The 20,498-nt window shown below is 45.3% G+C and carries 20 protein-coding genes, 1 tRNA gene and 1 riboswitch; of the genes, 5 read left to right on the plus strand and 16 right to left on the minus strand.

What is annotated here, in order from left to right:
* The first annotated feature begins 383 nt into the window (after window positions 1-383).
* Together AAC978_RS04190 and thrB are read left to right on the plus strand one after the other, a co-directional pair.
* The gene (locus AAC978_RS04190; RefSeq protein ID WP_341546755.1) at window positions 384-1,682 is read left to right on the plus strand and encodes a homoserine dehydrogenase; all 1,299 of its coding nucleotides are present in this window, start codon (window positions 384-386) and stop codon (window positions 1,680-1,682) included.
* An 11-nt stretch (window positions 1,683-1,693) separates the two neighbouring features.
* The gene (gene thrB, locus AAC978_RS04195) at window positions 1,694-2,587 is read left to right on the plus strand and encodes a homoserine kinase (RefSeq protein WP_341546756.1); all 894 of its coding nucleotides are present in this window, start codon (window positions 1,694-1,696) and stop codon (window positions 2,585-2,587) included.
* Between the two features lie 126 nt (window positions 2,588-2,713).
* Here thrB and AAC978_RS04200 read toward each other — a convergent pair whose 3' ends face one another.
* The 9 genes from AAC978_RS04200 to AAC978_RS04240 form a co-directional block, all read right to left on the minus strand.
* A complete protein-coding gene (locus tag AAC978_RS04200) occupies window positions 2,714-3,595 on the minus strand; it encodes an NAD(P)/FAD-dependent oxidoreductase (RefSeq protein WP_341546757.1) in 882 nt (293 codons plus the stop codon).
* Between the two features lie 190 nt (window positions 3,596-3,785).
* Window positions 3,786-4,379: a lytic transglycosylase domain-containing protein gene (locus AAC978_RS04205; RefSeq protein ID WP_341546758.1), complete on the minus strand. Its 594-nt coding sequence runs from the start codon at window positions 4,377-4,379 to the stop codon at window positions 3,786-3,788.
* A gap of 84 nt (window positions 4,380-4,463) precedes the next feature.
* Window positions 4,464-5,066, minus strand: a complete 603-nt coding sequence (gene coaE, locus AAC978_RS04210; RefSeq protein WP_341546759.1) for a dephospho-CoA kinase — start codon at window positions 5,064-5,066, stop codon at window positions 4,464-4,466.
* Window positions 5,067-5,085: 19 nt separating this feature from the next.
* Window positions 5,086-5,742, minus strand: coding sequence for a sporulation membrane protein YtaF (ytaF, locus tag AAC978_RS04215; protein WP_341546760.1), 657 nt, complete (start codon window positions 5,740-5,742; stop codon window positions 5,086-5,088).
* A gap of 67 nt (window positions 5,743-5,809) precedes the next feature.
* The gene (locus AAC978_RS04220) at window positions 5,810-7,687 is read right to left on the minus strand and encodes an ABC-F family ATP-binding cassette domain-containing protein (protein WP_341546761.1); all 1,878 of its coding nucleotides are present in this window, start codon (window positions 7,685-7,687) and stop codon (window positions 5,810-5,812) included.
* Window positions 7,688-7,793: 106 nt separating this feature from the next.
* Window positions 7,794-8,615, minus strand: a complete 822-nt coding sequence (gene mutM, locus AAC978_RS04225) for a bifunctional DNA-formamidopyrimidine glycosylase/DNA-(apurinic or apyrimidinic site) lyase (protein ID WP_341546762.1) — start codon at window positions 8,613-8,615, stop codon at window positions 7,794-7,796.
* Window positions 8,616-8,713: 98 nt separating this feature from the next.
* Entirely contained in the window at window positions 8,714-11,350 is a 2,637-nt protein-coding gene (polA, locus tag AAC978_RS04230) for a DNA polymerase I (protein WP_341546763.1), read from the minus strand.
* A 189-nt stretch (window positions 11,351-11,539) separates the two neighbouring features.
* On the minus strand, window positions 11,540-11,854 hold the full coding sequence (locus AAC978_RS04235; protein ID WP_341546764.1) for a DMT family transporter: 315 nt from the start codon (window positions 11,852-11,854) through the stop codon (window positions 11,540-11,542).
* Window positions 11,854-12,195, minus strand: a complete 342-nt coding sequence (locus AAC978_RS04240) for a DMT family transporter (protein ID WP_341546765.1) — start codon at window positions 12,193-12,195, stop codon at window positions 11,854-11,856. The genes AAC978_RS04235 and AAC978_RS04240 overlap by 1 nt, the downstream gene beginning before the upstream one ends.
* Before the next feature lie 58 nt (window positions 12,196-12,253).
* Window positions 12,254-12,351: riboswitch (guanidine-I (ykkC/yxkD leader) on the minus strand.
* A gap of 210 nt (window positions 12,352-12,561) precedes the next feature.
* Here AAC978_RS04240 and AAC978_RS04245 point away from each other — a divergent pair.
* The 3 genes from AAC978_RS04245 to AAC978_RS04255 are packed head-to-tail and all read left to right on the plus strand — an operon-like array spanning window position 12,562 to window position 15,726.
* Window positions 12,562-13,815 (plus strand): efflux RND transporter periplasmic adaptor subunit, encoded by a 1,254-nt coding sequence (locus tag AAC978_RS04245; RefSeq protein WP_341546766.1) that lies wholly within the window; start codon window positions 12,562-12,564, stop codon window positions 13,813-13,815.
* Window positions 13,799-14,536: an ABC transporter ATP-binding protein gene (locus AAC978_RS04250; RefSeq protein WP_341546767.1), complete on the plus strand. Its 738-nt coding sequence runs from the start codon at window positions 13,799-13,801 to the stop codon at window positions 14,534-14,536. Before AAC978_RS04245 ends, AAC978_RS04250 begins: the two co-directional genes overlap by 17 nt.
* Entirely contained in the window at window positions 14,533-15,726 is a 1,194-nt protein-coding gene (locus tag AAC978_RS04255) for an ABC transporter permease (protein WP_341546769.1), read from the plus strand. Before AAC978_RS04250 ends, AAC978_RS04255 begins: the two co-directional genes overlap by 4 nt.
* Here AAC978_RS04255 and AAC978_RS04260 read toward each other — a convergent pair.
* From AAC978_RS04260 to coaD, 7 genes are all read right to left on the minus strand, one after another.
* A complete protein-coding gene (locus AAC978_RS04260; protein WP_341546770.1) occupies window positions 15,717-16,196 on the minus strand; it encodes an HD domain-containing protein in 480 nt (159 codons plus the stop codon). The two genes, AAC978_RS04255 and AAC978_RS04260, sit on opposite strands and share 10 nt — an antisense overlap.
* A 26-nt stretch (window positions 16,197-16,222) precedes the next feature.
* Window positions 16,223-17,203 carry a DMT family transporter gene (locus AAC978_RS04265; RefSeq protein WP_341546771.1) on the minus strand — a complete coding sequence of 327 codons (981 nt, stop codon included), beginning with the start codon at window positions 17,201-17,203 and terminating at the stop codon, window positions 16,223-16,225.
* Between the two features lie 139 nt (window positions 17,204-17,342).
* Window positions 17,343-17,429, minus strand: a tRNA-Leu gene (locus AAC978_RS04270).
* 131 nt (window positions 17,430-17,560) lie between these two features.
* Window positions 17,561-18,655 (minus strand): acetyl-CoA carboxylase carboxyltransferase subunit alpha, encoded by a 1,095-nt coding sequence (locus AAC978_RS04275; protein WP_341546772.1) that lies wholly within the window; start codon window positions 18,653-18,655, stop codon window positions 17,561-17,563.
* Window positions 18,639-19,568, minus strand: coding sequence for an acetyl-CoA carboxylase, carboxyltransferase subunit beta (gene accD, locus AAC978_RS04280; RefSeq protein WP_341546773.1), 930 nt, complete (start codon window positions 19,566-19,568; stop codon window positions 18,639-18,641). Before accD ends, AAC978_RS04275 begins: the two co-directional genes overlap by 17 nt.
* A 2-nt stretch (window positions 19,569-19,570) precedes the next feature.
* Window positions 19,571-19,771, minus strand: a complete 201-nt coding sequence (locus AAC978_RS04285) for a glutamate decarboxylase (RefSeq protein WP_341546774.1) — start codon at window positions 19,769-19,771, stop codon at window positions 19,571-19,573.
* Between the two features lie 210 nt (window positions 19,772-19,981).
* On the minus strand, window positions 19,982-20,470 hold the full coding sequence (gene coaD / locus AAC978_RS04290; RefSeq protein WP_341546775.1) for a pantetheine-phosphate adenylyltransferase: 489 nt from the start codon (window positions 20,468-20,470) through the stop codon (window positions 19,982-19,984).
* Window positions 20,471-20,498 lie beyond the last annotated feature (28 nt).

The raw sequence follows: 20,498 nt of genomic DNA on the forward strand, positions 1-20,498 counted from the left end.
TTATAGAACTTGGCTTGCGTCAAGATTCTCACTTGGTTTACTACTCAATGATCTAACAACTAATTCTATGCAGGAAACTAGCTAAAAGGAAACCGAGCGGTGTTCCTTGCACTTTGGAGGAACTTTCCGCTCGGGTTTTTTCTGCCCACGGTGTAAATCCATACTCTGGATCTTGTACCGCTCGGACCTGTCGGAGAATTTCCCGGAACCCTAGGTACACTTCCTTCTGTTATAATACATTCTTTGATTTATAAATAAGTTTATAATACACAGTCTGTAGTGTCAACCACTTTTGAAAAACTCTTGTCAAAGAAAAAAAACCATATTATAATGTCCACAATGCGAATACATTTGTTTTCATGAAACGGATTGGAGGAAATTCAATGCAGGTCGTTTCAATCGGACTTTTGGGTCTCGGAACCGTCGGCAGTGGGGTAATTCAAATACTTGAGCAGAATGCTAGCGATATACAGAACCGTTCCCAAACTCAAATTAAGGTCTCGAAAGTGCTGGTGCGGAACCTGAATGCACCTCGCAATGTGCAAGGGGATTTCACACTTACTGATCAAGTCAAAGACATTCTTACCGACCCCCAAATCGATGTGGTGGTCGAGGTTATGGGTGGGATAGAACCGGCTCGAACCTATATATTAGAAGCCTTTAAAAACGGAAAAAACGTCGTAACTGCGAATAAAGATCTCCTGGCCATCCACGGCCATGAGCTCCTAGATGCCGCCAAGGAAGCAGGTAAGGACCTCCTATTTGAAGCCAGTGTAGCCGGCGGCATTCCCATTATCGCTGCTCTCAAGCAGTCATTGGCCGGCAACAAAATCTCAGAGGTTTTGGGTATTATTAATGGCACCACCAATTACATTTTGACAGCAATGTCGGAGCAGGGTCGAGACTATCAAGAGGTACTGGAAGAAGCTCAAAAACTGGGCTATGCTGAAGCCGATCCATCAGCGGACGTAGATGGCTTAGATGCGGCACGCAAACTGGCCATACTTGCTTCCATCGCTTTCAATTCAAGAGTCACAGTGAATGATGTTTATGTAGAAGGGATCTCAAAAATCACTTCCGAAGACATTGCCTATGCTCGAGAATTAAATTCAACAATTAAGCTATTGGCTGTGGCCAAATCTCAGGCAGATGGTATAGAAGTTCGTGTCCATCCGGCAATCTTGCCAAACTCACACCCTTTAGCTTCAGTCAATGGGGTCTTTAATGCCGTTTATGTGGTGGGTGATGCAGTGGGCGAAACTATGTTCTATGGTCGCGGTGCCGGTTCCCTTCCTACCGGAAGCGCCGTTGTATCTGATATCATTCAGGTGGTACGCAACTTGAACACAAATTCTACTGCCAGCATCAATTGCACCTGCTATAACGAATTACCGATTAAAAGCGAGCAAAATTTCAAAAGCGCTTTCTATATTCGCTTGCGAGTCAAGGATGAACCTAGGGTCTTAGCTACTTTGGCTTTACTCTTTGCTGAAGCTAGTGTCAGTTTTGCCTCAATTATTCAAAAACAGAAGAAACGCCATGAGGCTGAAATCGTTCTTGTCACCCATCCTAGCCAAGAATCCCAGCTTCGCGAGGCCTTGGATTCTGTCAGGGCTTATGGCAAAGTACTTAGTATTCAAAATGTCATTCGTTTTGAATCAGGAGAACTCAACGACGATTAAGGAGGATCAGCATGGTTTCTGTTAGAATACCCGCAACTTCAGCCAACTTGGGGCCAGGCTTTGATTGCCTCGGCATGGCCCTTTCTTTATATAATTTCGTCCAGATTGATGCTAGTGATTCTTTTGAGATTACCTTAACAGGAGACTACTCATCAGGCATTGCTACCGATGATTCTAATCTCGTCTGGCAAAGTATGTGCGCCTTGTGGAATGAGATCGGCATTAAAACTCCCACCGTATCCCTGACTTTGGAGAACAATGTCCCCCCCACTCGTGGCTTAGGCAGTAGCTCGGCGGCCATCGTGGGAGGACTTGTAGCAGCCAATGAATATGCCGGGGGCGTCTTAAGCAAGCAGGAAATTCTTCAGATAGCCAATCGTATCGAGGGGCACCCTGATAATGTGGCACCTGCCCTACTAGGGGGAATTACTCTAGCCGTATCCACTGAGACCTCTGTAATCGCCAGAATCTTGCAGGATAATCCTCGATTCATTGCTTTAGCCATTGTACCCGACTTCCACCTCTCTACAGAAAAAAGCCGCAATGTGTTGCCTGCATCAATACCTCGCACCGATGCGGTCTTTAATCTATCTAGGACAGCTTTGCTGGTAGAAGCCCTCATTCATGAAAATTATGAGTTTCTCAGGGAGGGTATGCAGGATCGTCTTCATCAAAACCAACGAGCGGCCCTGGTTCCCGGACTCTCTGAAACTTTAGAAGTCGCTCTTGACCTTGGAGCATTTGGCTCAGCACTAAGCGGCTCGGGGCCAACCATCCTAGCTCTTGTCTCCTCGGCTAAGGCCAGTGAAATATCTCAAGCTATGGTGGATTCCTTAAGCTCCCATGGGTTAACGTCTAAAGCATATACCCTCGCCATTGATTCAGTAGGGGCAACAGTATTATAAAGAATGAGTATGTAATGATTGATTATTACCAAGACTGTGTACTGTAAAAATGAGGCCTGTCCCAAATACGAATGCGCATTCGTATTTGGGACAGGCCTCATTTCCAATTTTGCCTTTAATTTCGATCTAGCTTTTTTTCATCTCATCCAAATACTTGATGGCACTCAGGGCAGCCGTTCCCCCTTCCCCTACCGCTTTGTTCAGCTGATAGGGTTGTCCGGAGCAATCTCCTGCAGCAAAGAGTCCCGGCACACTGGTTCCTAAGTCTCGGTTAACCTTAATCGCTCCTTTGTCCATTTCCAGCCCTGGAACAATCTGCTCTGCCGGCAAGCTTTCCCGTAAAACGAATACGCCATCTACCTGGATTTCTTCACTATCCAAGACCAGCTTCTCGACATTCTGTGTGCCGAATATTTCTTTGATTCTAGCCTTCTTTTGGATGATTCTTGAATCGAGCTGACCCACTTCTTTATAGAAAGGTATGTAATATACCTCCGAGCAAAGCTCAGCCATAAAGTTGGCTTCCGCTTCACCCTCATGACTATAGGAAATAATAGCGACTTTCTTTCCTTTGTACAAGGGACCATCGCAGGTCGCACAATAGCCCACCCCACGGCCCAGTAGCTCCGTCTCTCCGGGAAGAAGCTTGGTCGGTGATACCCCGGTGGCCAAAACCACTGCATCAGCTTCAAAGGATTCATTATTACCCACTAAGGTAAAAGGCGGCCCAGGATAAATATTGAGGACCTTCCAGGTCACGACTTCAATCCCCATAGATTTCAAGTGGTTCAGATAGTGTTGCCGCAATTCTTCCCCTTTAATTTCGGGAAAGCCCAAGTAGTTATCAATCTGTGGAGCCTTGGCTAATTTGGGACTACAGAAATCACTTCCCAAAAGGATAAAGTCTTTATTTCTAATTTTGGCATTTAAAGCGGCTGACATCCCAGCCGGTCCACACCCGACAATCGCGAGCTGATAATGGGATTTTAGTTTAAACTCTTCACTCATACAACCCAACCTCCTTAGTTCACTATCCTTCTTATTCTGCAAAAGATCTTAGAATCCCTTTCTCTAGATAGAAATCAGAGGCAGGACAGATCTAGACAATTTTACTTTTTATAACCTTAGTATCAACAAAGTACAACGAAATATAGCACTCAAGATAGAAAAACGCTCCAAATAGAAACACGCTCAATATTCAGCGTGTTCTTTCTAACCCGTAGAGCTCCTTATAATTGGCGTAGTTTTCTAAGACTCGCTGCACATACTCTCTAGTTTCTCCAAAAGGGATATCCTCCGTCTTTAATTCATCCAGCTTAAGCTGTTCTGTTTTTAGCCACTCATTAACATGCCCTCGCCCACCATTGTAAGCCGCCAAGACGAGCTCGATATCCCGGAACTCCTTCTGCAAATTAGCTATGTACCAGGTTCCATACTGGATATTCTTTGCCGGCTCTTTTAATTGACTTTCGCTGAAGCTTTGATCGCCAAGTGTCTCGGCAATCCACTTAGCGGTGTCCGGCATAAGCTGCATCAGGCCCAACGCCCCTTTATGAGACTCGGAATAGGGGAGAAATTTGCTTTCGGCCCGAATCACGGAAATGACCAGCAAAGGATCAACCTCATATTGTACAGCATACTCCTCAATTTGGGATCGATAGGGATAGGGATAAAGCACCTTCTTTATAGTTGGAGTCTGAATTAAGACAAAAACAGCTACCAAGATAATCAGAGTAAAGAAAAATCCCGATCGTTTTCGCTTGCGTTGCACTTTGAACCCTTTTTTCTTCATAGAGGCTCCTTGGATTTCATCAGTATTTATCACGTTCTTGGAGAGTAATAGAGCTTCTTATCTAGCTTTAGATAATACTTAATTCTATAGATCATGTTCTCTGAATATTCTTTCCATTTCTTTCCTTAATTGTACTTCAGTTTGTAGCCAATTTCCAGAGTTATCGATGACAACATCTGCCTTTTTCCTTTTCTCATCTAAAGAAAATTGGGCTTGCATACGTAGCTCAACCTCTTCAAGAGTCAAAGCATCTCGTTTCATCACACGTTGCTTTTGCATCATAGCAGGTACCCAAACAACCCAGATTTCATCCATATGCTCATAAAAACCAGCCTCAAAAAGCAAGGGAACATCCCAAATACATACTTTGTGCCCTGCTAAGGCGATAGTTTCTTGTTGTTTAAGCATGTCTCGTCTGACCAAAGGATGGAGAATCCGCTCAAGCTGTTTGAGGGCAAGATCATCAGTGAAAACAATACTACCCAAGGCTCGGCGATTGATCAGTCCTCCATCGGTCACAATACCATGACCAAATGCAGCCGTGATGGCTGCAATGGTTTCAGGTGCATCATATAATTCATGGACCGTTCGGTCCGCATCAATAATCGGTATACCGTGTTCGGAGAGCCAACGGGAGACCGTGGATTTTCCGCTACCGATCCCTCCCGTCAAACCAATGACGAACATGAACGCCACCTCGACTTGCTTATATCATCTTTCTGAGAGCTATGAGAATCAACATCGTCCCAGGCAGAAGCCCCAACTTTGCTAGATGTTCCTCCGGAAGCTTTCCGGCTAAAGCCTGCCCGAATTTGATCATAACGATTTGCATAAAAGCTACCCAACCAATCATCGATAGAGAATTCAGAACTCCCATAGCAAGGCCTAAGACCAATCCGGAGGCAAAGGCATCTAAAGACAAGGCAGTTCCCAGTAACACACTTTCCTTGGCACTGATAACCCCAGAACCATCGAGGTCTGCCTGCTCTGGCGTTCTGAGTACTTGCACTACGACGCCTAGGATTTTAAATTCCAATTTCAGAACGGGTTCACGTAAAGCCACGGTTTGAGTCGGTACAGCTTTAGGGGTATCGCCTTTTATCAAGCTGAGCACCGCTTTTGTCAGTTGGTAGCCACCTAGGGAAAGCAAGATAGCTGCTGCCAGCAAATTGGGTGGGATGAAGGTGATGATGTCCATGAACACATCCCCTAAAAATACCGCAGCACCCATGGCTACCACTGTACAAAGAGTCATAACCAGCATAGAGAGTAGAGGTATACGTATTTTTCTGATTCCATAAGATAACCCGACGCCAAATCCATCAAAACTTAGGGCTAAAGCGAAGAGTAGAGCTGCTCCCATATCTATCCTCCTGTATGTTCCATTTCCTTGCAGGATAATATATGGGTAAACTCTCCCTATTGTGACCCTAGTCTTCTGTTAATTCCAGCCACTCCAGCATCGTGCTGTCCAGTAAAGCTTTTTTCTCCTCATAAGCATGATGGATCTCCATGGCTTTTTCGTAATTTGAAGCAACTTCCTCCATCTGACTTTCCAAGGAATTTATCTCCTTCTCTAACTCAGCAACCTGCGTCTCCAGCTCCAGTGCCTTTTTCTGGCGTCGCTTGAGATCACGCTCCGTAGCTCCTTTAGCGTTATCCTTAAGACTCGGAATCACGCTGTTAGAGTTATTCTGATCAGACACATTGCGGGCCTGAGCAGCTACAGCTGTCTCTTCCTGTACCTGAGCTTTATATGTGCTGTAATCCCCTTCATAAAGCCGAATTCCCTCAGGGGTCAAGCGGGCTATTTTATTGACCACTCGATCTAAAAAATAGCGATCATGGGATACCACTAAGAGTGTGCCATCAAAGTCCTGGAGAGCTTCTTCTAAGACATCTCTCATTCGAGTATCTAAATGGTTAGTCGGTTCGTCCAAGAGCAACACATTACCTTGAGTAAGAAAAAGCTTGGCCAAAGCTAGCCGACTCTTTTCCCCTCCGCTCAATACGGAAACAGGCTTAAAGACTTCCTCCGCCACAAAACCGAAACGTGCCAGTAGGCTGCGAATCTCGGGGTCCAGCAGATCGGAGTCCTCGCGAATTTCATCAAGGATGCTCCCCTTCCCTCTCAGTTCCTCATGCTCCTGAGAATAGTACCCCAGCTTTACATTAGCGCCCAGGCGAATCTCACCCTTATAGTTCAACCCACCCTTGATGGCCTTCAGCAAACTGGTTTTGCCGACTCCATTCTCCCCAAGCAGGGCTACTCGATCACCTCGGCGCAGCTCAACATCGACCCCCTGGAAAAGCTTCCGTCCAGGAAATTCTATGGAAACCTCTTCGAGTATAAGGGTCCGATCCCCGCTGCGGCGCCCTGTGGAGAGAGAAATATGCATAGCCTTCGCTGTTTTGCTCACTTCGATTGGCTTAATCTTATTCAGCTGAGTTTCTCGACCCCGAGCCTGCTTGGAATTCTGACCAGCCTTATTGCGACGGATGTACTCCTCTAGTCGCGCAATCTTTTTGCTCAACTTGTCTGCTTCCCTGGCCAAGGTCATCTCATCAAGAGCTCTTTGTAGCTCATACTCTGAATAATTTCCGGAATAGCTCTGAAGGCTGCCGTTTTCTAAGTGAAGGACTTTCTGGACTATATTATCAAGGAAGTAGCGATCGTGGGAAACCACTAGGATTGCACCCGCATATCCTTTCAGAAACCCTTCCAGCCACTCCAAAGCATCCATATCCAAATGATTAGTAGGTTCATCCAATACTAAAAAATCTGGAGAACGAAGCAAGAGCTTACTGAGCGCAAGCCGAGTTTTTTGCCCTCCGCTTAGATGTTGAATAGAGCGGTTAACTTCCTTTGTAAGCCCTAACCCAGAGAGTATTTTTCGAATCTGAGCCTCTAAGGCATATCCACCCATAGTTTCAAAGCGCTCGGTCAGGGAACTATACTGTTCGAAAATCTTCTCGTCAGTGGACTGGGCCATACGCTCTTCGAGTATGTGAAGCTGTGCCCGCATATCAATTAAATCAGCTCGTTCCTCCAGCATGCTGGACCAGACAGTTCCGTTCTCGTCAATGAGTGGATTCTGAGGAAGATATCCTAAGGTTCCGGTAAGAAAGACATCCCCGCTTTCTAGGCGAAGCTCTCCTAAACAAGCCCGTAATAGGGTCGTCTTACCCGCCCCATTTGGCCCCACCAAGCCCACTTTTTCCCCTTTCTCTACAGCAAAAGTTACTTGCCGAAAAAGGGCTTCACCGGAAACGTCCACGCCACAATTCCGACAGTAAAGAATACTCATATCTAAATAACTCCTTTTATGGGTGAATCATGAAGGCAGGTCCCTTTATTCACCTTTATTTGGGTCGAGTTGCTTACGCTCATGGGCCTTTTTCGGAGCAAAAAGCTTACTTCTGACAGCTTGAACAAAATACCGTAGATCGGCCGCCCAGTCGAATCTTTTCTAAGGGCTGCCCGCAACAACGGCAGGCTTCTCCGCCACGGCCATAAACCTTTAGCTCCTTTTGAAAGGCTCCCTTTTCACCATTGGCATCCTGATAATCCCGAAAAGAGGTACCCTTGGCAACAATTCCTTCTTGAAGGACTTCTCGGATTGCTCCATGGAGACCCACCACCTCTTCAGCTGTCAGGGTATTGGCACAGCGTTCAGGGGCAATGCCAGCCCTAAACAACGCCTCATCGGCATAGATATTGCCAATTCCCGCCACTAGTGCTTGATCCAATAAGGCTGCCTTGATTGCTAGCTTTCGAGAGGCGATTCCCTTTCCCAACTCATCGGGTGTGAAGCCATTCTCTAGTGGCTCCGGCCCCAAACGAGCCAAAGAAGGCCAGTTGAGCCGTTCCTCTGTTCTTACCAGCTGTAACCGACCAAACTTTCGCGTATCAGTGAAATGAACTTCTCCTTGGTCAAGCTTCAGGACGACATGGGTATGTTTCTCTGGTTCATGGTTTTGCGTATGGTAAATCAAGCGTCCGGTCATGCGCATATGGGCAATGAAGGACCATCCTTCATTCAAAGTAAACAATAGATATTTTCCTCGTCGCTCGATACTTTGAATCCTCAACCCTTTGACTGTTTCGGCAAAGGGATTTTCCTCATAATCCTCCACAGCGCCCGGCCAACGAATCTCAACCTTAGTAATACACTGGTTAAGAATATGCTGACTCAAGCTTCTGCGAATCGTCTCTACTTCTGGTAATTCCGGCATCTTTTACACCTTCATATTTAAAGATCAAGCATATGCATTCATAGAATTCTTTAACCATGAATACCCTACTACCTAGACATTCTACTCTTGCGGGTATCCTACTCCTGCTGATGTTCAGTGAAGTAATACGATTCCATGTCATACCAATTAGGACCACTCTTACACTCCACGGTCAAGGGCACTGACAACGGAAAAGCAGTTTCCATTTCTTCACGAACAACTTTGGCTACAGCATCTAAGTCTTCCGGTGCCACTTCGAGAACTAATTCGTCGTGAACCTGCAACAAAAGGTGTGCACGATAAGGCTCAATGGCTTTAGCCACCCCTAGCATAGCTAACTTCATAATATCCGCAGCTGTTCCTTGGATGGGAGTATTCATGGCGATCCGCTCTCCGAATTGACGCTGCACTCGATTTGGGTGCCGCAATTCAGGAATACGCCGTAAGCGGTTAAGCAAGGTGCGCACCTGCGCCTCTTCTTTAGCTTTGACGACGATTTCTTCAAGGTAACGTTTAACTCCTTCATAACGATGGAAGTACTTCTCGATATACTCTTTTGCCTCTTTGCGAGGTACCCCTAAATCTCTACCTAAGCCAAATTCCGTCAACCCATAAACCAAACCAAAATTAACGGCCTTAGCCTTTCGGCGCATATCCTTGGTCACTTCATCCATAGGAACCCCGAATACCTCTGAAGCTGTCCGCGTATGAACATCTTGATTTAAGAAGAAGGATTCACGCATCACTTCATCCTGGGAATAATGGGCAAGGATTCTCAGTTCGATTTGGGAATAATCTGCCGACAAAAGCACCCAACCCGATTGGGTAGGTTTAAACACTTTCCGCAATAACCGTCCAAGCTCCAGACGGATAGGGATATTTTGCAGATTCGGCTCTGTACTGGATAAACGTCCTGTAGCAGCAACAGTCTGTTGGAAGGTCGTGTGAACTCTTCCCTCATGAATCTGTGCCAGCAAGCCATTGACATAGGTCGACATGAGCTTACTCAGCTGCCGATAATCCAAAATTTTCTCCACCATAGGATGAGCTGTCTTTAATTCCTCTAAAGTATCGGCATCAGTGGAATACCCGGTTTTGGTCTTTTTCATGGGGGGAAGCCCTAGCTTTTCAAAGAGAATATGACCCAACTGTTGCGGAGAGTTAATATTAAAGGTCTCTCCGGCATCCTCGTAGATTCCTTCTTCCAAGCGTTCTAGTTCCCCGGACAAGTTCTGCCCAAATTCCTCAAGCATTGGAGCATCCACCACAATCCCCTGCTTTTCCATCTGCGCAAGGATAGGGCTTAGAGGTTCCTCCATTTCATGAAGGAGCGCCCCCAAACCAAGTTCCTCTAAGGTTTCCTTGTAAGAGCCGGCTACTTGTGCTAAAGCCGACGCTTCTTCGCCTAGATTTCCGAATTCTATAACGCCGGGAATGTACTCTTTCACCAACCCTAATGATTCAAATTTTGTACGAGTAGGGTTAATTAAATAAGCAGCCAAGCTGATATCCATAGCTAATCCCTGCATAGTAATATCTTCATTTAAGAGCAGAGTGTAGAGTAGCTTACCGTCTGCTACAAGCTTCGGCACATCAGGATCTTCGAGCAAGTTGATGAAGGCTCCACGTAACTCCCGATCCCCTTCGGTCCAAGGCAAAGTAAAGGACTCCCCTGCTACCGCGATTCCCCAGTCAGTGATTTTAGCCCAATGGGGATTTCCCACAGTATTGGCGAAGGCCAAGGCAAGTGGTGTCTTTTCTTTTAGCCACTTTTGAAGTCGGTGCACCCACTCTTCATTGGTCAATTCATGCAAAGGCCAGGACACGAGAGCTGATTCTTGAGCTGTATTGCTGTTCTCTTCCCCTATTCCATGATGCTCATGCCAGATGCGGGTCACACTTTTAAGAACATACTTGTCCAACACTGCCGTAAAAACCTTTTCATCAGGACGGCGATAAGCTAATTTATCTAAGTCAATCTCCAGAGGGACATCATAAAGCATGGTAGCCAACTTTTTGCTTAAGATGGCTTTATCTGTATTATTGCGCAGATTCTCTTGAAGCTTCTTTCCTGAGATTTTATCGATGTTCTCTAAGACATTTTCCACATTACCGTATTCCCATAAGAGCTTCAAAGCTGTTTTCTCCCCTACTCCAGGTACGCCGGGGATATTATCGGAGGCATCCCCCATCAAGCCCTTGAGATCGACGATTTGAGCAGGGCTAAGCTGATACTTTTCATAAAGAGCCGCTTCTGTGTAGGCATCCACCTCAGTAATTCCTTTACGGGTCAGATAAACAGTGGTATGAGGAGAAACCAACTGCAGAGCATCCCGATCCCCTGTGTAAATCTGTACTTCCCATTCCCGCTTCTCAGCCATAGACGTAACAGTAGCGATGATATCATCAGCTTCATAGCCTACACACTCCAAAATTGGCATGGAAAAAGCAGTTAAGAGTTCTTTTAGAAAATCAAATTGTGGTTTTAGCGCTTCCGGAGTTTCTTTCCGATGGGCTTTATAATCAGCATATTGCTCTATTCTTACGGTAGCTTTGGTCTTATCAAAAGCCACCACCCAATAATCAGGCTTTTGCTCCATGAGCAGTCTTAAGAGCATCGTCATAAACCCATGGAGCACATTAGTGGGTTTACCTTCTGCCGTGGTCATCATCGGTAACGCATAAAAGGCCCTGTTGGCCAAGCTATTGCCATCTAGTATAAGGATTTTTGACATGTTAAAAACCCCTTTCTTTCCGACTTTAACTATACCATATCAAAGGTTACCCTGCCAAACCCTTAAACTAACATAGCAAATAGAAAGGACAGCTTTAGCCCAATATACGACTACATTCCCTTCAGGAACTGCGCAAAGATGACCTCCTATTTGTCCCCCTTCCCTACAAATGAAGATTGGAGTACTACTTTATGATATTATTTTAAGACCAAGAGCCGAAGCTAGAATTAGAGCAATAAAGACCAATCTCTTCCAATCCCTTGATTCGTCATAGAACATCATGCCAATCAGAGTACCACCGACAACACCAATTCCCGTCCAAATCGCATACCCGGTTCCCATCGGGATAAATCTTAAAGAATAACCCAACAGCATAAGGCTAAAACAAAATCCCAAAATCAAGAGCCCTACGGTCTGCCAATTGCGCCTAACATGCAATTCATTCATCATAGTGACCCCAAAAGCCTCAAATAAACCAGCGAAAATCAAGGTGACCCAAGCCATCACGATTCAGCTCCTTCCTCGGTTCTGTTGTCTGTGACTGATTTCAACCCTATCACACCTATTAAAAGTATTACAATCAGGAGAATTTTCTCCCACTTAAAGGGTTCCGCAAAGAAAATAATTTCCGCAACGATAGTACCTGCAGTTCCTAACCCGACAAAAACAGTATAGACAGTCCCGGCCGGCAGGATTTGGGCAGCGGTTATCATCAAATAGTTGCTGATCACAAGTGTGATAATCGTTCCGCTCCAAGTCCAAAAGTCAAAGGCATGGGCTAAGCCTATCACCCATATAACCTCCAAAAAGGCTGCCACAAAAACTTTAAGCCAGTTTCGATTCATCCTAATATACCCCCTATTTACCCTTAAAAAAGCCCGGAAGAAACTGTATATGACAGCCTTCTCCCGGGCTTTTATCCCTCCGTGGCACAGTATCACTGTGAGTTTTGTCTCGGACCGGACCTGCACGATAGCTGCGGAACCCTAGAAAACATTTATCTATAACTATTACTGATTATACTTTAAATCATATATCGGATCACCCAAAGGCACAAGGAGTTAAAATTAATAGTTTCTTTATAGTTTGTTTATAATTCATATCCAACATTATTGCTATAATGTAATTATTGGAAATTTATTAGATTTTACTAATAAATAGACCAATAGGTATTAGATTTCTAATAATCTTTAAAAATGCGGAGGAAAGCTATGCAACCAAATACCAATTATAGTCCAGATTCCCAAGTTAAGAGCCCCAGGGGCAAAACGAGTTCCTTGTTGCGAAAACACCGCAAAAAAATAATTGTCGTTTTAGTCTTGCTTGGCGGGCTTCTCGTTGCTTGGCAGGTTTTGAGTCAGCATGCCGGTTTGATTCCCGTTAGTACTGCGGAAGTCAGCCAAAATAAATTCGAACAGAATGTGTTTGCCAGCGGCAAATTGGCAGTTAAGGACTTAAGCGAATTAAAGTCTGAAAGTAAAACCATAGTTCAAAATCTCCTGGTTGAGCCCGGGGACAAAGTGACCAAAGGCCAGGTTATTTTAAAGATGGAAACAAGCAACTTGAGTGTCGAGGTTTCCCAAAAATTGCTGGCTTGTGAAGAACTCCGGGCAAAGATCATCAATACCGAATCAAGTATTAGGCTGCTTCGCGAAACAGTCGTTTTGGCAGAAAAGGATTATGAAAACACTAAGATTCTGATGGAAAGCGGTGCAGCTAGCCCGAAAGAGCTAGAGCAGGTCGAGCATATGCTGACGGAGGCCAAAGAAAAGTTAGTTGTCGAGGAAGAGGCCAATTTACCTCTGCTTAAAGCCCAGTTGAAACAAGCTGAAGTAATACATGGTCAAGCCCAAGAAGATTTGGCGAAAGCTACTCTCGTCAGCCCCCAGGACGGGCTAGTCTTGAATTTGATTGCTAAAGCAGGCCAAGAGGTTGAGCCCGGAAGCCTGCTGGCTCAAATCGGCAATCCCGCTAATCTTCAAATTGAAACAGGCATCAACGAGGTCGATGCCGCCCAGCTTTCCATAGGGGATAAGGTAGAAATAACCAATAATGCCTTGCTTAGCGAACCATTGATGGGGAGCATCGAAGCCATTGCACCTACTGCCGAGGTCGTGTCCACTGCTCAAGGTGAGCAAACCCAGGTGAAAATTAAAATAAGTGTCCCTGAAGGAGAAACACCCTTAAAGCCTGGTTATAATGTTAACCTTAAGGTCACCCTTAATCAGAAAGAGGAAGCTTTGCTCTTACCTTTAGAAGCGTTGATCGAGGGGGATGGTCAAAAGCTGGTCTATGCCGTGGGGTCGGACGGCATAGTTTCCGAAAGAGAAGTCCAGGTAGGCCTAAGCAACGAATTATTCGCGGAGATTATCTCCGGTCTCCAAGTGGGTGAAAAGGTCATCCTGAACCCTGATGAGCAAATCAAGGACGGAGTGCAGGTGATGACTGATGATCAAAGCAAATAACTTTTTGAAGGTTTATCAGACAGGAAAAATTGCCGTTACAGCCTTAAAAGGCGTTACCTTCCATATAACCGCCGGCAGTTTTGTGGCGATTATGGGGCCTTCCGGTTCGGGAAAATCGACCCTCATGAATATTCTAGGCTGCCTGGACACACCCACTGAGGGACAATACATCCTCGATGACCTAGATGTTTCCCATATGGGTGAGAACGACTTGGCCAAGATTCGCAATCTAAAAATAGGTTTTGTCTTTCAGACCTTCAATCTTTTACCGAGGATATCCTGCCTGCGCAATGTTGAGCTCCCCATGATTTATGCTGGGATTGCCGAAAAGGAAAGAAAAAATAGAGCTTTCGAAGCTCTCGAAAAAGTGGGGCTGGCGAATTGGGCTGCTCATCGCCCCACGGAAATATCCGGTGGCCAGAGGCAACGAGTAGCTATCGCTCGGGCTTTAGTGAACAACCCAGCCATCATTATGGCTGATGAACCTACCGGCAATCTCGACACGCACTCGGGAGAAGAAGTAATGGCAATTTTTCAGGAGCTGAATCAACAAGGAGTCACCATTGTCCTGGTCACCCATGAACCAGAAATTGCCCAGCATACCCAGAGAATTCTTAAGTTCCGGGATGGCCACCTCACGGAAGACCATCCAGTCAAGGAGCAGATTCTAGCCAGGGATATTTTAGACGGGCTCCTTGTTGCCGAGGAGGGACTGATATGAATCTAAAAGAATGCATCCAGATCGCCCTGGAGGGAATCCGTGCCAATAAAATGCGCTCAACCTTGACTATGCTTGGTATTATTATCGGGGTGGCTGCTGTAATCACAGTCGTAGCCATCGGCCAGGTTGGGCAAGCTGCCATTGTGTCTTCTCTGGAAGCCATCGGCACCAATATGTTCCAAGTCTATCCGCGTAGCGACGAGAACTCCCCCATTACCGCGTCTGATCTGATGACCACTCAGGATATTAACGTGATCAAAAGCGTCGCCCCCGATCTTAAATATATTTCACCAATAAATGATCGTTCTCTCCCAGCTAAATATGAGAGGAATAGTAAACGGGTCTATGTTAACGGTGTTTGGCCCGAGTACAAGCATATTCGAAATATCAAATTAGAAAGAGGAAGATTTCTATCCGAGAGTGATGAAAAAGGGGGCCGGCGGGTAGTAGTGATCGACAGTAAGCTGGCTGAAGATCTTTTTGGCCGGAAAGATCCCCTGAATAAGCAAATCGATATCTTTGGACTCTCCATGACCGTAGTCGGGGTAAGCCAACGAGATGATAATTTTTTAATGGGCGGGCCAAATCAGCCATCTGCTGTATATATCCCCTTCTCTACTTCCCAAAGTATGCTCAATGTTGACTATGTCCCTTACGTCGAAGCCAGTGCCGTCAGTAAAGAGAAGACCGAAAGTGCCATGAAGCAGGTTAAGCAGATTCTGAACGGCCGTCATCATACCGAAGATAGATACTTCACTTACAGCCTTCAGGAAGATGTTGAACAGATCGATACGATTATGACTATTTTGCAGTTGGTCATCGGTTCCATAGCGGCTATATCCCTTTTGGTAGGTGGAATCGGGGTAATGAATATCATGCTGGTCTCCGTTACGGAGCGCACAAGAGAGATCGGCATTCGCAAAGCTTTAGGGGCCAGGTATCAGGATATTATGATCCAATTTCTCATTGAAGCAGTAGTGATCTGCTCTATCGGTGGTGCTATTGGTACCTTCCTTGGGATCGGCGGCGGTGTGCTTGCCGCAGGGTTGGCGAATATTCCGCCATCCATATCCCCCACCACCATTGTCATAGCCTTTGCCTTCTCCACTTCGATTGGGCTTTTCTTCGGTCTTTATCCGGCACGAAAAGCAGCGAAGATGAGTCCTGTTGAGGCTTTGCGCTATGAGTAAAGTCCCAGCTCCTCCATAGTTTTCTTTAATCTTGCCACATGATAGGGTTTCGTAATTGCATCACCATGAAAATAACAGTCTAAGATATCCGCGTCTTTGACGATTTCCTCTAAAGGCCCGCCCACCTTCTCCTTTTCCGAATGGTGAATGACAGCCTGAATGACTTTCTTTTTGTCTGCCTCATTCAAGGGATAGCTCTCTAAAAAACGCCTCACGGGATCTTCCCCATGGAGAGCATGATCCTTTTGAAGTCCTGTATACCAACGACCGATATCATGAAGGGAACAAGCCAATGCAGCCAGTTCCAGATCCACTCCACGTTTTTGGGCTAACAACCTCCCTACTTGAGCGCAACTCGTAGCATGAACCCGCTCCCAAGCAAAGGGGTAATCTCGATTCTTCTTTTCTTGCTCCAACATCTGTAGAAGATCATAGACTTTCTGCATATGGTTGATGAAATCCCACTTCATAAAATTCCTCCCTATATTTTTTTGAATTATGATACGGGTTCTGTCCCTCGATCCATCTTTTGGCGAGTTCGCCAATTCAAGACGAGGACTGATGAGAAGATGAGGAAGATGCCTAAGATATTTTGTGCGGTCAGTTGTTCTTTAAATATCAGTATTCCGACTAAGGTAGCCACCATGGGCTCAACGAAAGCCATCACTGAGGCTTTTCCTGCTTCCATATGCTCCAGCCCTTTGGTATAGAGCAAAAAGGGAATAAGGGTGGAAACTACCCCTAACAGTAATCCACTGATAAGAACATTTCTATTCTCTAAAGCAATTGTTACGATGTCGATGCTATTGCTAAAGGGCAATAAACTAAGAGACGCCACAATAAAAGTATAGGCCGTAACCGTAAAGGGGTGATATTTTCTTAAGGCAATGCTCCCAAAAATGCTATACAGAGCATAACCAATCCCAGCTCCAAGACCGGTGATTATTGCCAGCCCTGAAAGATTGGAGGATCCGCCCTTCCCTGATATACCGGTAATCAGAACACACCCACCAAATGCTAAAACTAAGGCCCCTATCTTTCGCATAGTGATGGGTTCACGAAACAAAATGGCTGACATAATCATCACAAAGCAGGGTGCTGTGTACAATAAAATCGAAGCCATCGATAAAGTGGCCAACTTTATGGCTGTGAAGTAGCAAATATTAAAGAACACGATGCTGCAGATTCCTGTGCCCAGAAATAACCAAAGATCTTTAAGGTTGATCTTTAGCTTATCTCTATCCTTTATTATCAAAAAAGTCGATAGACAAACAGCAGTCACAATGCACCGTGATGCCGTAATCTGCACTGAGCTTAATCCACCCGTTGCTAAATTTCTGGAGAATAAACCGATAATTCCCCAGCATACTCCGGCTAGGATGATCAATACCGCTGCAATGCGTTTTCCCCAGTTAAGTGGAGCTAATTCTTTTGTCAGAGAAGGTGTTCCCTTCACTTTGGCGATATTAGCTGGCATGCAAGTAACTTCCTCCGATACATCTCGTTATCTAAACTGACCGCCCGCAGGTTGGATGCTATCTGCCCTAGAATGTCTGCGCGATGTAAATATCTGATATACCAAAAAAGAGCCTTGCGGCTCTTTTTCAATTCTTTGTTGGTGCGAGTGGTCGGAATCGAACCGACACATCCGTAAAGATAACGGTTTTTGAGACCGTCGCGTCTGCCAGTTCCGCCACACTCGCGTACTGCATTTGCAGGTCACCACGGCAACAGGTGACTTAGATATAATAGCATAAGTTTTTAAAAAATGTCAAGGTATTCTATGAAACTGTTCTTAATGAAACTATTTGTAATGAAACCTAACGAACAGCATTTAGATATTATCATCATCTAGAGAATCTGAGGTTTGAACATCAGGGGAACCTTGACCCTCATGATAAGCTTGAGATTCTGACAAAACAACTCGATCACCTTGAGCATCTTGAGTTTCCTGTGTCAATTGCTCCTCCCAAGCCTGCTCGGCAAATTTACCGTAATTCATGAGCTTCTCATAGCGCGTCGCCTGAAGTTCCTCTGGTGAAGCTTTGCGCAGTTTGTCAAATTCCTGGGTGATGACCTTCTTCATCTCCTCAGCAGTTCGCTCAAGACTTCGATGGGCACCTCCCAAGGGTTCCTTGATAATACCATCAGCAATACCTAGCTCTAGAAGGTCTTGGGCTGTAAACTTCAAAGCAGAAGCCGCTTCTTGGGCTTTGCTTGGATCTTTCCAAAGAATCGACGCGCAGCTCTCAGGAGCGATTACCGAGTAAAAAGAATTTTCCAGCATCAAGATGGTATTCCCAACGCCTAAGGCCAGAGCTCCACCGCTCCCCCCTTCCCCGATGACCGTACAGATAATAGGAACCGTATAGTGAGCCATAGCTTGTAAACAACGAGCTATGGCTTCCCCTTGTCCTCTTTCCTCGGCCTCCAGATCACAGGCAGCACCGGGAGTGTCGATAAAGGTTAGGATCGGTCGACGGAACTTCTCCGCTTGATCCATAAGGCGAAGGGCTTTACGATAGCCTTCGGGATGAGGCATACCAAAGTTTCTCTGAATATTCTCCTTGGTATCTTTGCCTTTGATATGGGAAACGACTGTCACCGGAATCCCCTGAAATAGTGCAATACCGCCAACGATAGCACGATCATCAGCGTAAAGTCGATCCCCTTTGAATTCGATAAAGTCCTCAAAAAGCAAAGGGATATAATCATAGATATTAGGACGTTCGGTATAGCGAGCAATCTGGACCTTTTGCCAAGGTTCTAGGTTGCCGTAGATTTCTTTCCTTAAGCGTACAAGCCTGCGCATGAGTTTGGAAACTTCCGGCGAAAGATTGATATCTTTCTCTTTGGAAAACTCCTGCAACTCCGCGATTTTTTTCTCCAACTCAAGAATTGGCTTTTCAAAATCAAAGTGTTGAGCCATAACCTGCCCCTTCCTGATGATAGCGTAATAAACGACCTAGCGTCGCACGCATCTCGGCACGTTCTACTACGCAATCAATCTGCCCATGGTCCTGATTAAATTCGGCAGTTTGAGCCCCTTCCGGAAGTTCTTTACGCATAGTTTGTTTAATAACCCGAGGTCCGGTGAAACCAATCAAAGCACCCGGTTCAGCAATATGTATATCCCCTAAGGAAGCATAACTGGCGGTGACTCCTCCAAAGGTAGGGTCAGTTAATACGGAAATATAAAGCAGGCGCTCTTTTGCCAAGCGGCCTAAAGCCGCACTGGTCTTTGCCATCTGATACAAAGATAAGATGCCCTCTTGCATGCGTGCACCACCGGAAGTAGAAAAAATAATAACAGGACAGCGTAATTCGATGGCCCGCTCAATGGCCCGAGTAATTTTTTCCCCGGTTACCGAGCCCATGCTACCCATCATAAAATTCCCCTCATTAAAAGCCAGTACTACGGGTAATCCTTCGATACTAGCCTTTCCCGTTAAGACGGATTCGGAAACATCGGATTTTTTATGTGCTTCCTCCAACTTTTCCTCATATTCAGGAAACCCCAGAGGATTGGTCGTTAATAGTTCACTATCCCATTCTTCGAAGGTCCCTGAATCAATCAGGTGATTAAGCCTTTCCCGAGCCGGAATCCGAAAATGATAGCTACAGTGGGTGCAAACCCGCTGATTTTCTATAAGGTCTTTATTAAACAGCACGTCCCCACATTTTGGGCATTTTGCCCAAAGTCCATCAGGCAATTCCTTACGTGAAGATGTTTGCTCAACGGGCACAGATGAGTAAGCCCGCTCCCCTTCCGCCTGAGGTTTAGGTGGGAGTGAACTGAGTGTTGCGTATTTGTGTTTTTTACGGAATATATCTTTTAACATGTCTAGCTCCCCATATAGCTAGTGATAATTTCATGGGCTTCTTCTGCTTCTGACTCAGGTACGAGAATTTCAACCGAAGCGTGATCCCCTAAGTGAGAAGAACCAATAGGACGAAGTTGCACTAGCATTCCTTCGTCGCTAAGAGACTTTTTATACTTTTCAGCAATGGCCTTATTAGGCGCAATATAGATAACGGTCCACATGGCGAATCCTCCTCGTTCAAAAAGAGAAACATACCCGTTAATCTATGGATATGTTAAATACCGTTAGGTGTCATTAGATACAAATTTAGTGACCAGTTAATATTTTTCATAATAACACAGGGTTAATTATCTTGCAACAGAGCCTGTCCATCGTGACTCATACAGTATAAGTATAAACAATTTGGACCGGAAACATAGGCTGGCTAGGCATTATTCTCCATCCCGATGATACTTTTTATAGATAGCTTGTTCAACATGTGCGGGAACAAATTCACTGATACTTCCTTCTAAACTTGCTACCCATTTAATAGAGCTGGAACTTATGAATGAATACTCGCTTTGAGTCATTAGGAAAATTGTTTCAATATCCTTGGCCAGCTTTTTATTCATCAGAGCTAATTGGAATTCATATTCAAAATCCTGCATGGCTCTCAGACCACGTATGATAGCACTGGCTCCCCATTCTCTGGCAAATTCAACCGTAAGACCTTGAAAACCTTTAACCTTCACATGGGGCATATCTTGAGTGGAAGTTTCTAAAAGCTGAATACGCTCTTCCAGCGAAAAAAGCGTGGCTTTGTTACTGTCCACAGCCACCGCAACAATGACCTCATCGAAAAATGCTGTAACTCGTTTAAGAATATCGAGATGTCCATTGGTCACCGGGTCAAATGTTCCGGGATAAATTGCAATACGCACTAGTCCTGCTCCTTTTTCTCTCACTTTT

The sequence above is a fragment of the Desulfitobacterium sp. THU1 genome (assembly GCF_038181555.1).
In the GTDB taxonomy this organism is placed as follows: domain Bacteria; phylum Bacillota; class Desulfitobacteriia; order Desulfitobacteriales; family Desulfitobacteriaceae; genus Desulfitobacterium.

Bases quoted from the DNA above. Each gene is read 5' to 3' on its own strand.
- AAC978_RS04255 (WP_341546769.1), top strand. From the start codon at position 14,533: ATGAATCTAAAAGAATGCATCCAGATCGCCCTGGAGGGAATCCGTGCC.
- polA (WP_341546763.1), bottom strand. From the start codon at position 11,350: ATGTCAAAAATCCTTATACTAGATGGCAATAGCTTGGCCAACAGGGCC.
- AAC978_RS04285 (WP_341546774.1), bottom strand. From the start codon at position 19,771: ATGTGGACCGTTATCTATATTGCGCCTAATAAGGCCATTGCTGAAAAG.
- ytaF (WP_341546760.1), bottom strand. From the start codon at position 5,742: ATGGGAGCAGCTCTACTCTTCGCTTTAGCCCTAAGTTTTGATGGATTT.
- AAC978_RS04275 (WP_341546772.1), bottom strand. From the start codon at position 18,655: ATGGCTCAACACTTTGATTTTGAAAAGCCAATTCTTGAGTTGGAGAAA.
- AAC978_RS04190 (WP_341546755.1), top strand. From the start codon at position 384: ATGCAGGTCGTTTCAATCGGACTTTTGGGTCTCGGAACCGTCGGCAGT.
- AAC978_RS04245 (WP_341546766.1), top strand. From the start codon at position 12,562: ATGCAACCAAATACCAATTATAGTCCAGATTCCCAAGTTAAGAGCCCC.
- thrB (WP_341546756.1), top strand. From the start codon at position 1,694: ATGGTTTCTGTTAGAATACCCGCAACTTCAGCCAACTTGGGGCCAGGC.
- AAC978_RS04205 (WP_341546758.1), bottom strand. From the start codon at position 4,379: ATGAAGAAAAAAGGGTTCAAAGTGCAACGCAAGCGAAAACGATCGGGA.
- AAC978_RS04250 (WP_341546767.1), top strand. From the start codon at position 13,799: ATGATCAAAGCAAATAACTTTTTGAAGGTTTATCAGACAGGAAAAATT.
- AAC978_RS04265 (WP_341546771.1), bottom strand. From the start codon at position 17,203: ATGCCAGCTAATATCGCCAAAGTGAAGGGAACACCTTCTCTGACAAAA.
- AAC978_RS04240 (WP_341546765.1), bottom strand. From the start codon at position 12,195: ATGAATCGAAACTGGCTTAAAGTTTTTGTGGCAGCCTTTTTGGAGGTT.
- accD (WP_341546773.1), bottom strand. From the start codon at position 19,568: ATGTTAAAAGATATATTCCGTAAAAAACACAAATACGCAACACTCAGT.
- AAC978_RS04260 (WP_341546770.1), bottom strand. From the start codon at position 16,196: ATGAAGTGGGATTTCATCAACCATATGCAGAAAGTCTATGATCTTCTA.
- AAC978_RS04235 (WP_341546764.1), bottom strand. From the start codon at position 11,854: ATGGCTTGGGTCACCTTGATTTTCGCTGGTTTATTTGAGGCTTTTGGG.
- AAC978_RS04220 (WP_341546761.1), bottom strand. From the start codon at position 7,687: ATGAGTATTCTTTACTGTCGGAATTGTGGCGTGGACGTTTCCGGTGAA.
- mutM (WP_341546762.1), bottom strand. From the start codon at position 8,615: ATGCCGGAATTACCAGAAGTAGAGACGATTCGCAGAAGCTTGAGTCAG.
- AAC978_RS04200 (WP_341546757.1), bottom strand. From the start codon at position 3,595: ATGAGTGAAGAGTTTAAACTAAAATCCCATTATCAGCTCGCGATTGTC.
- coaE (WP_341546759.1), bottom strand. From the start codon at position 5,066: ATGTTCGTCATTGGTTTGACGGGAGGGATCGGTAGCGGAAAATCCACG.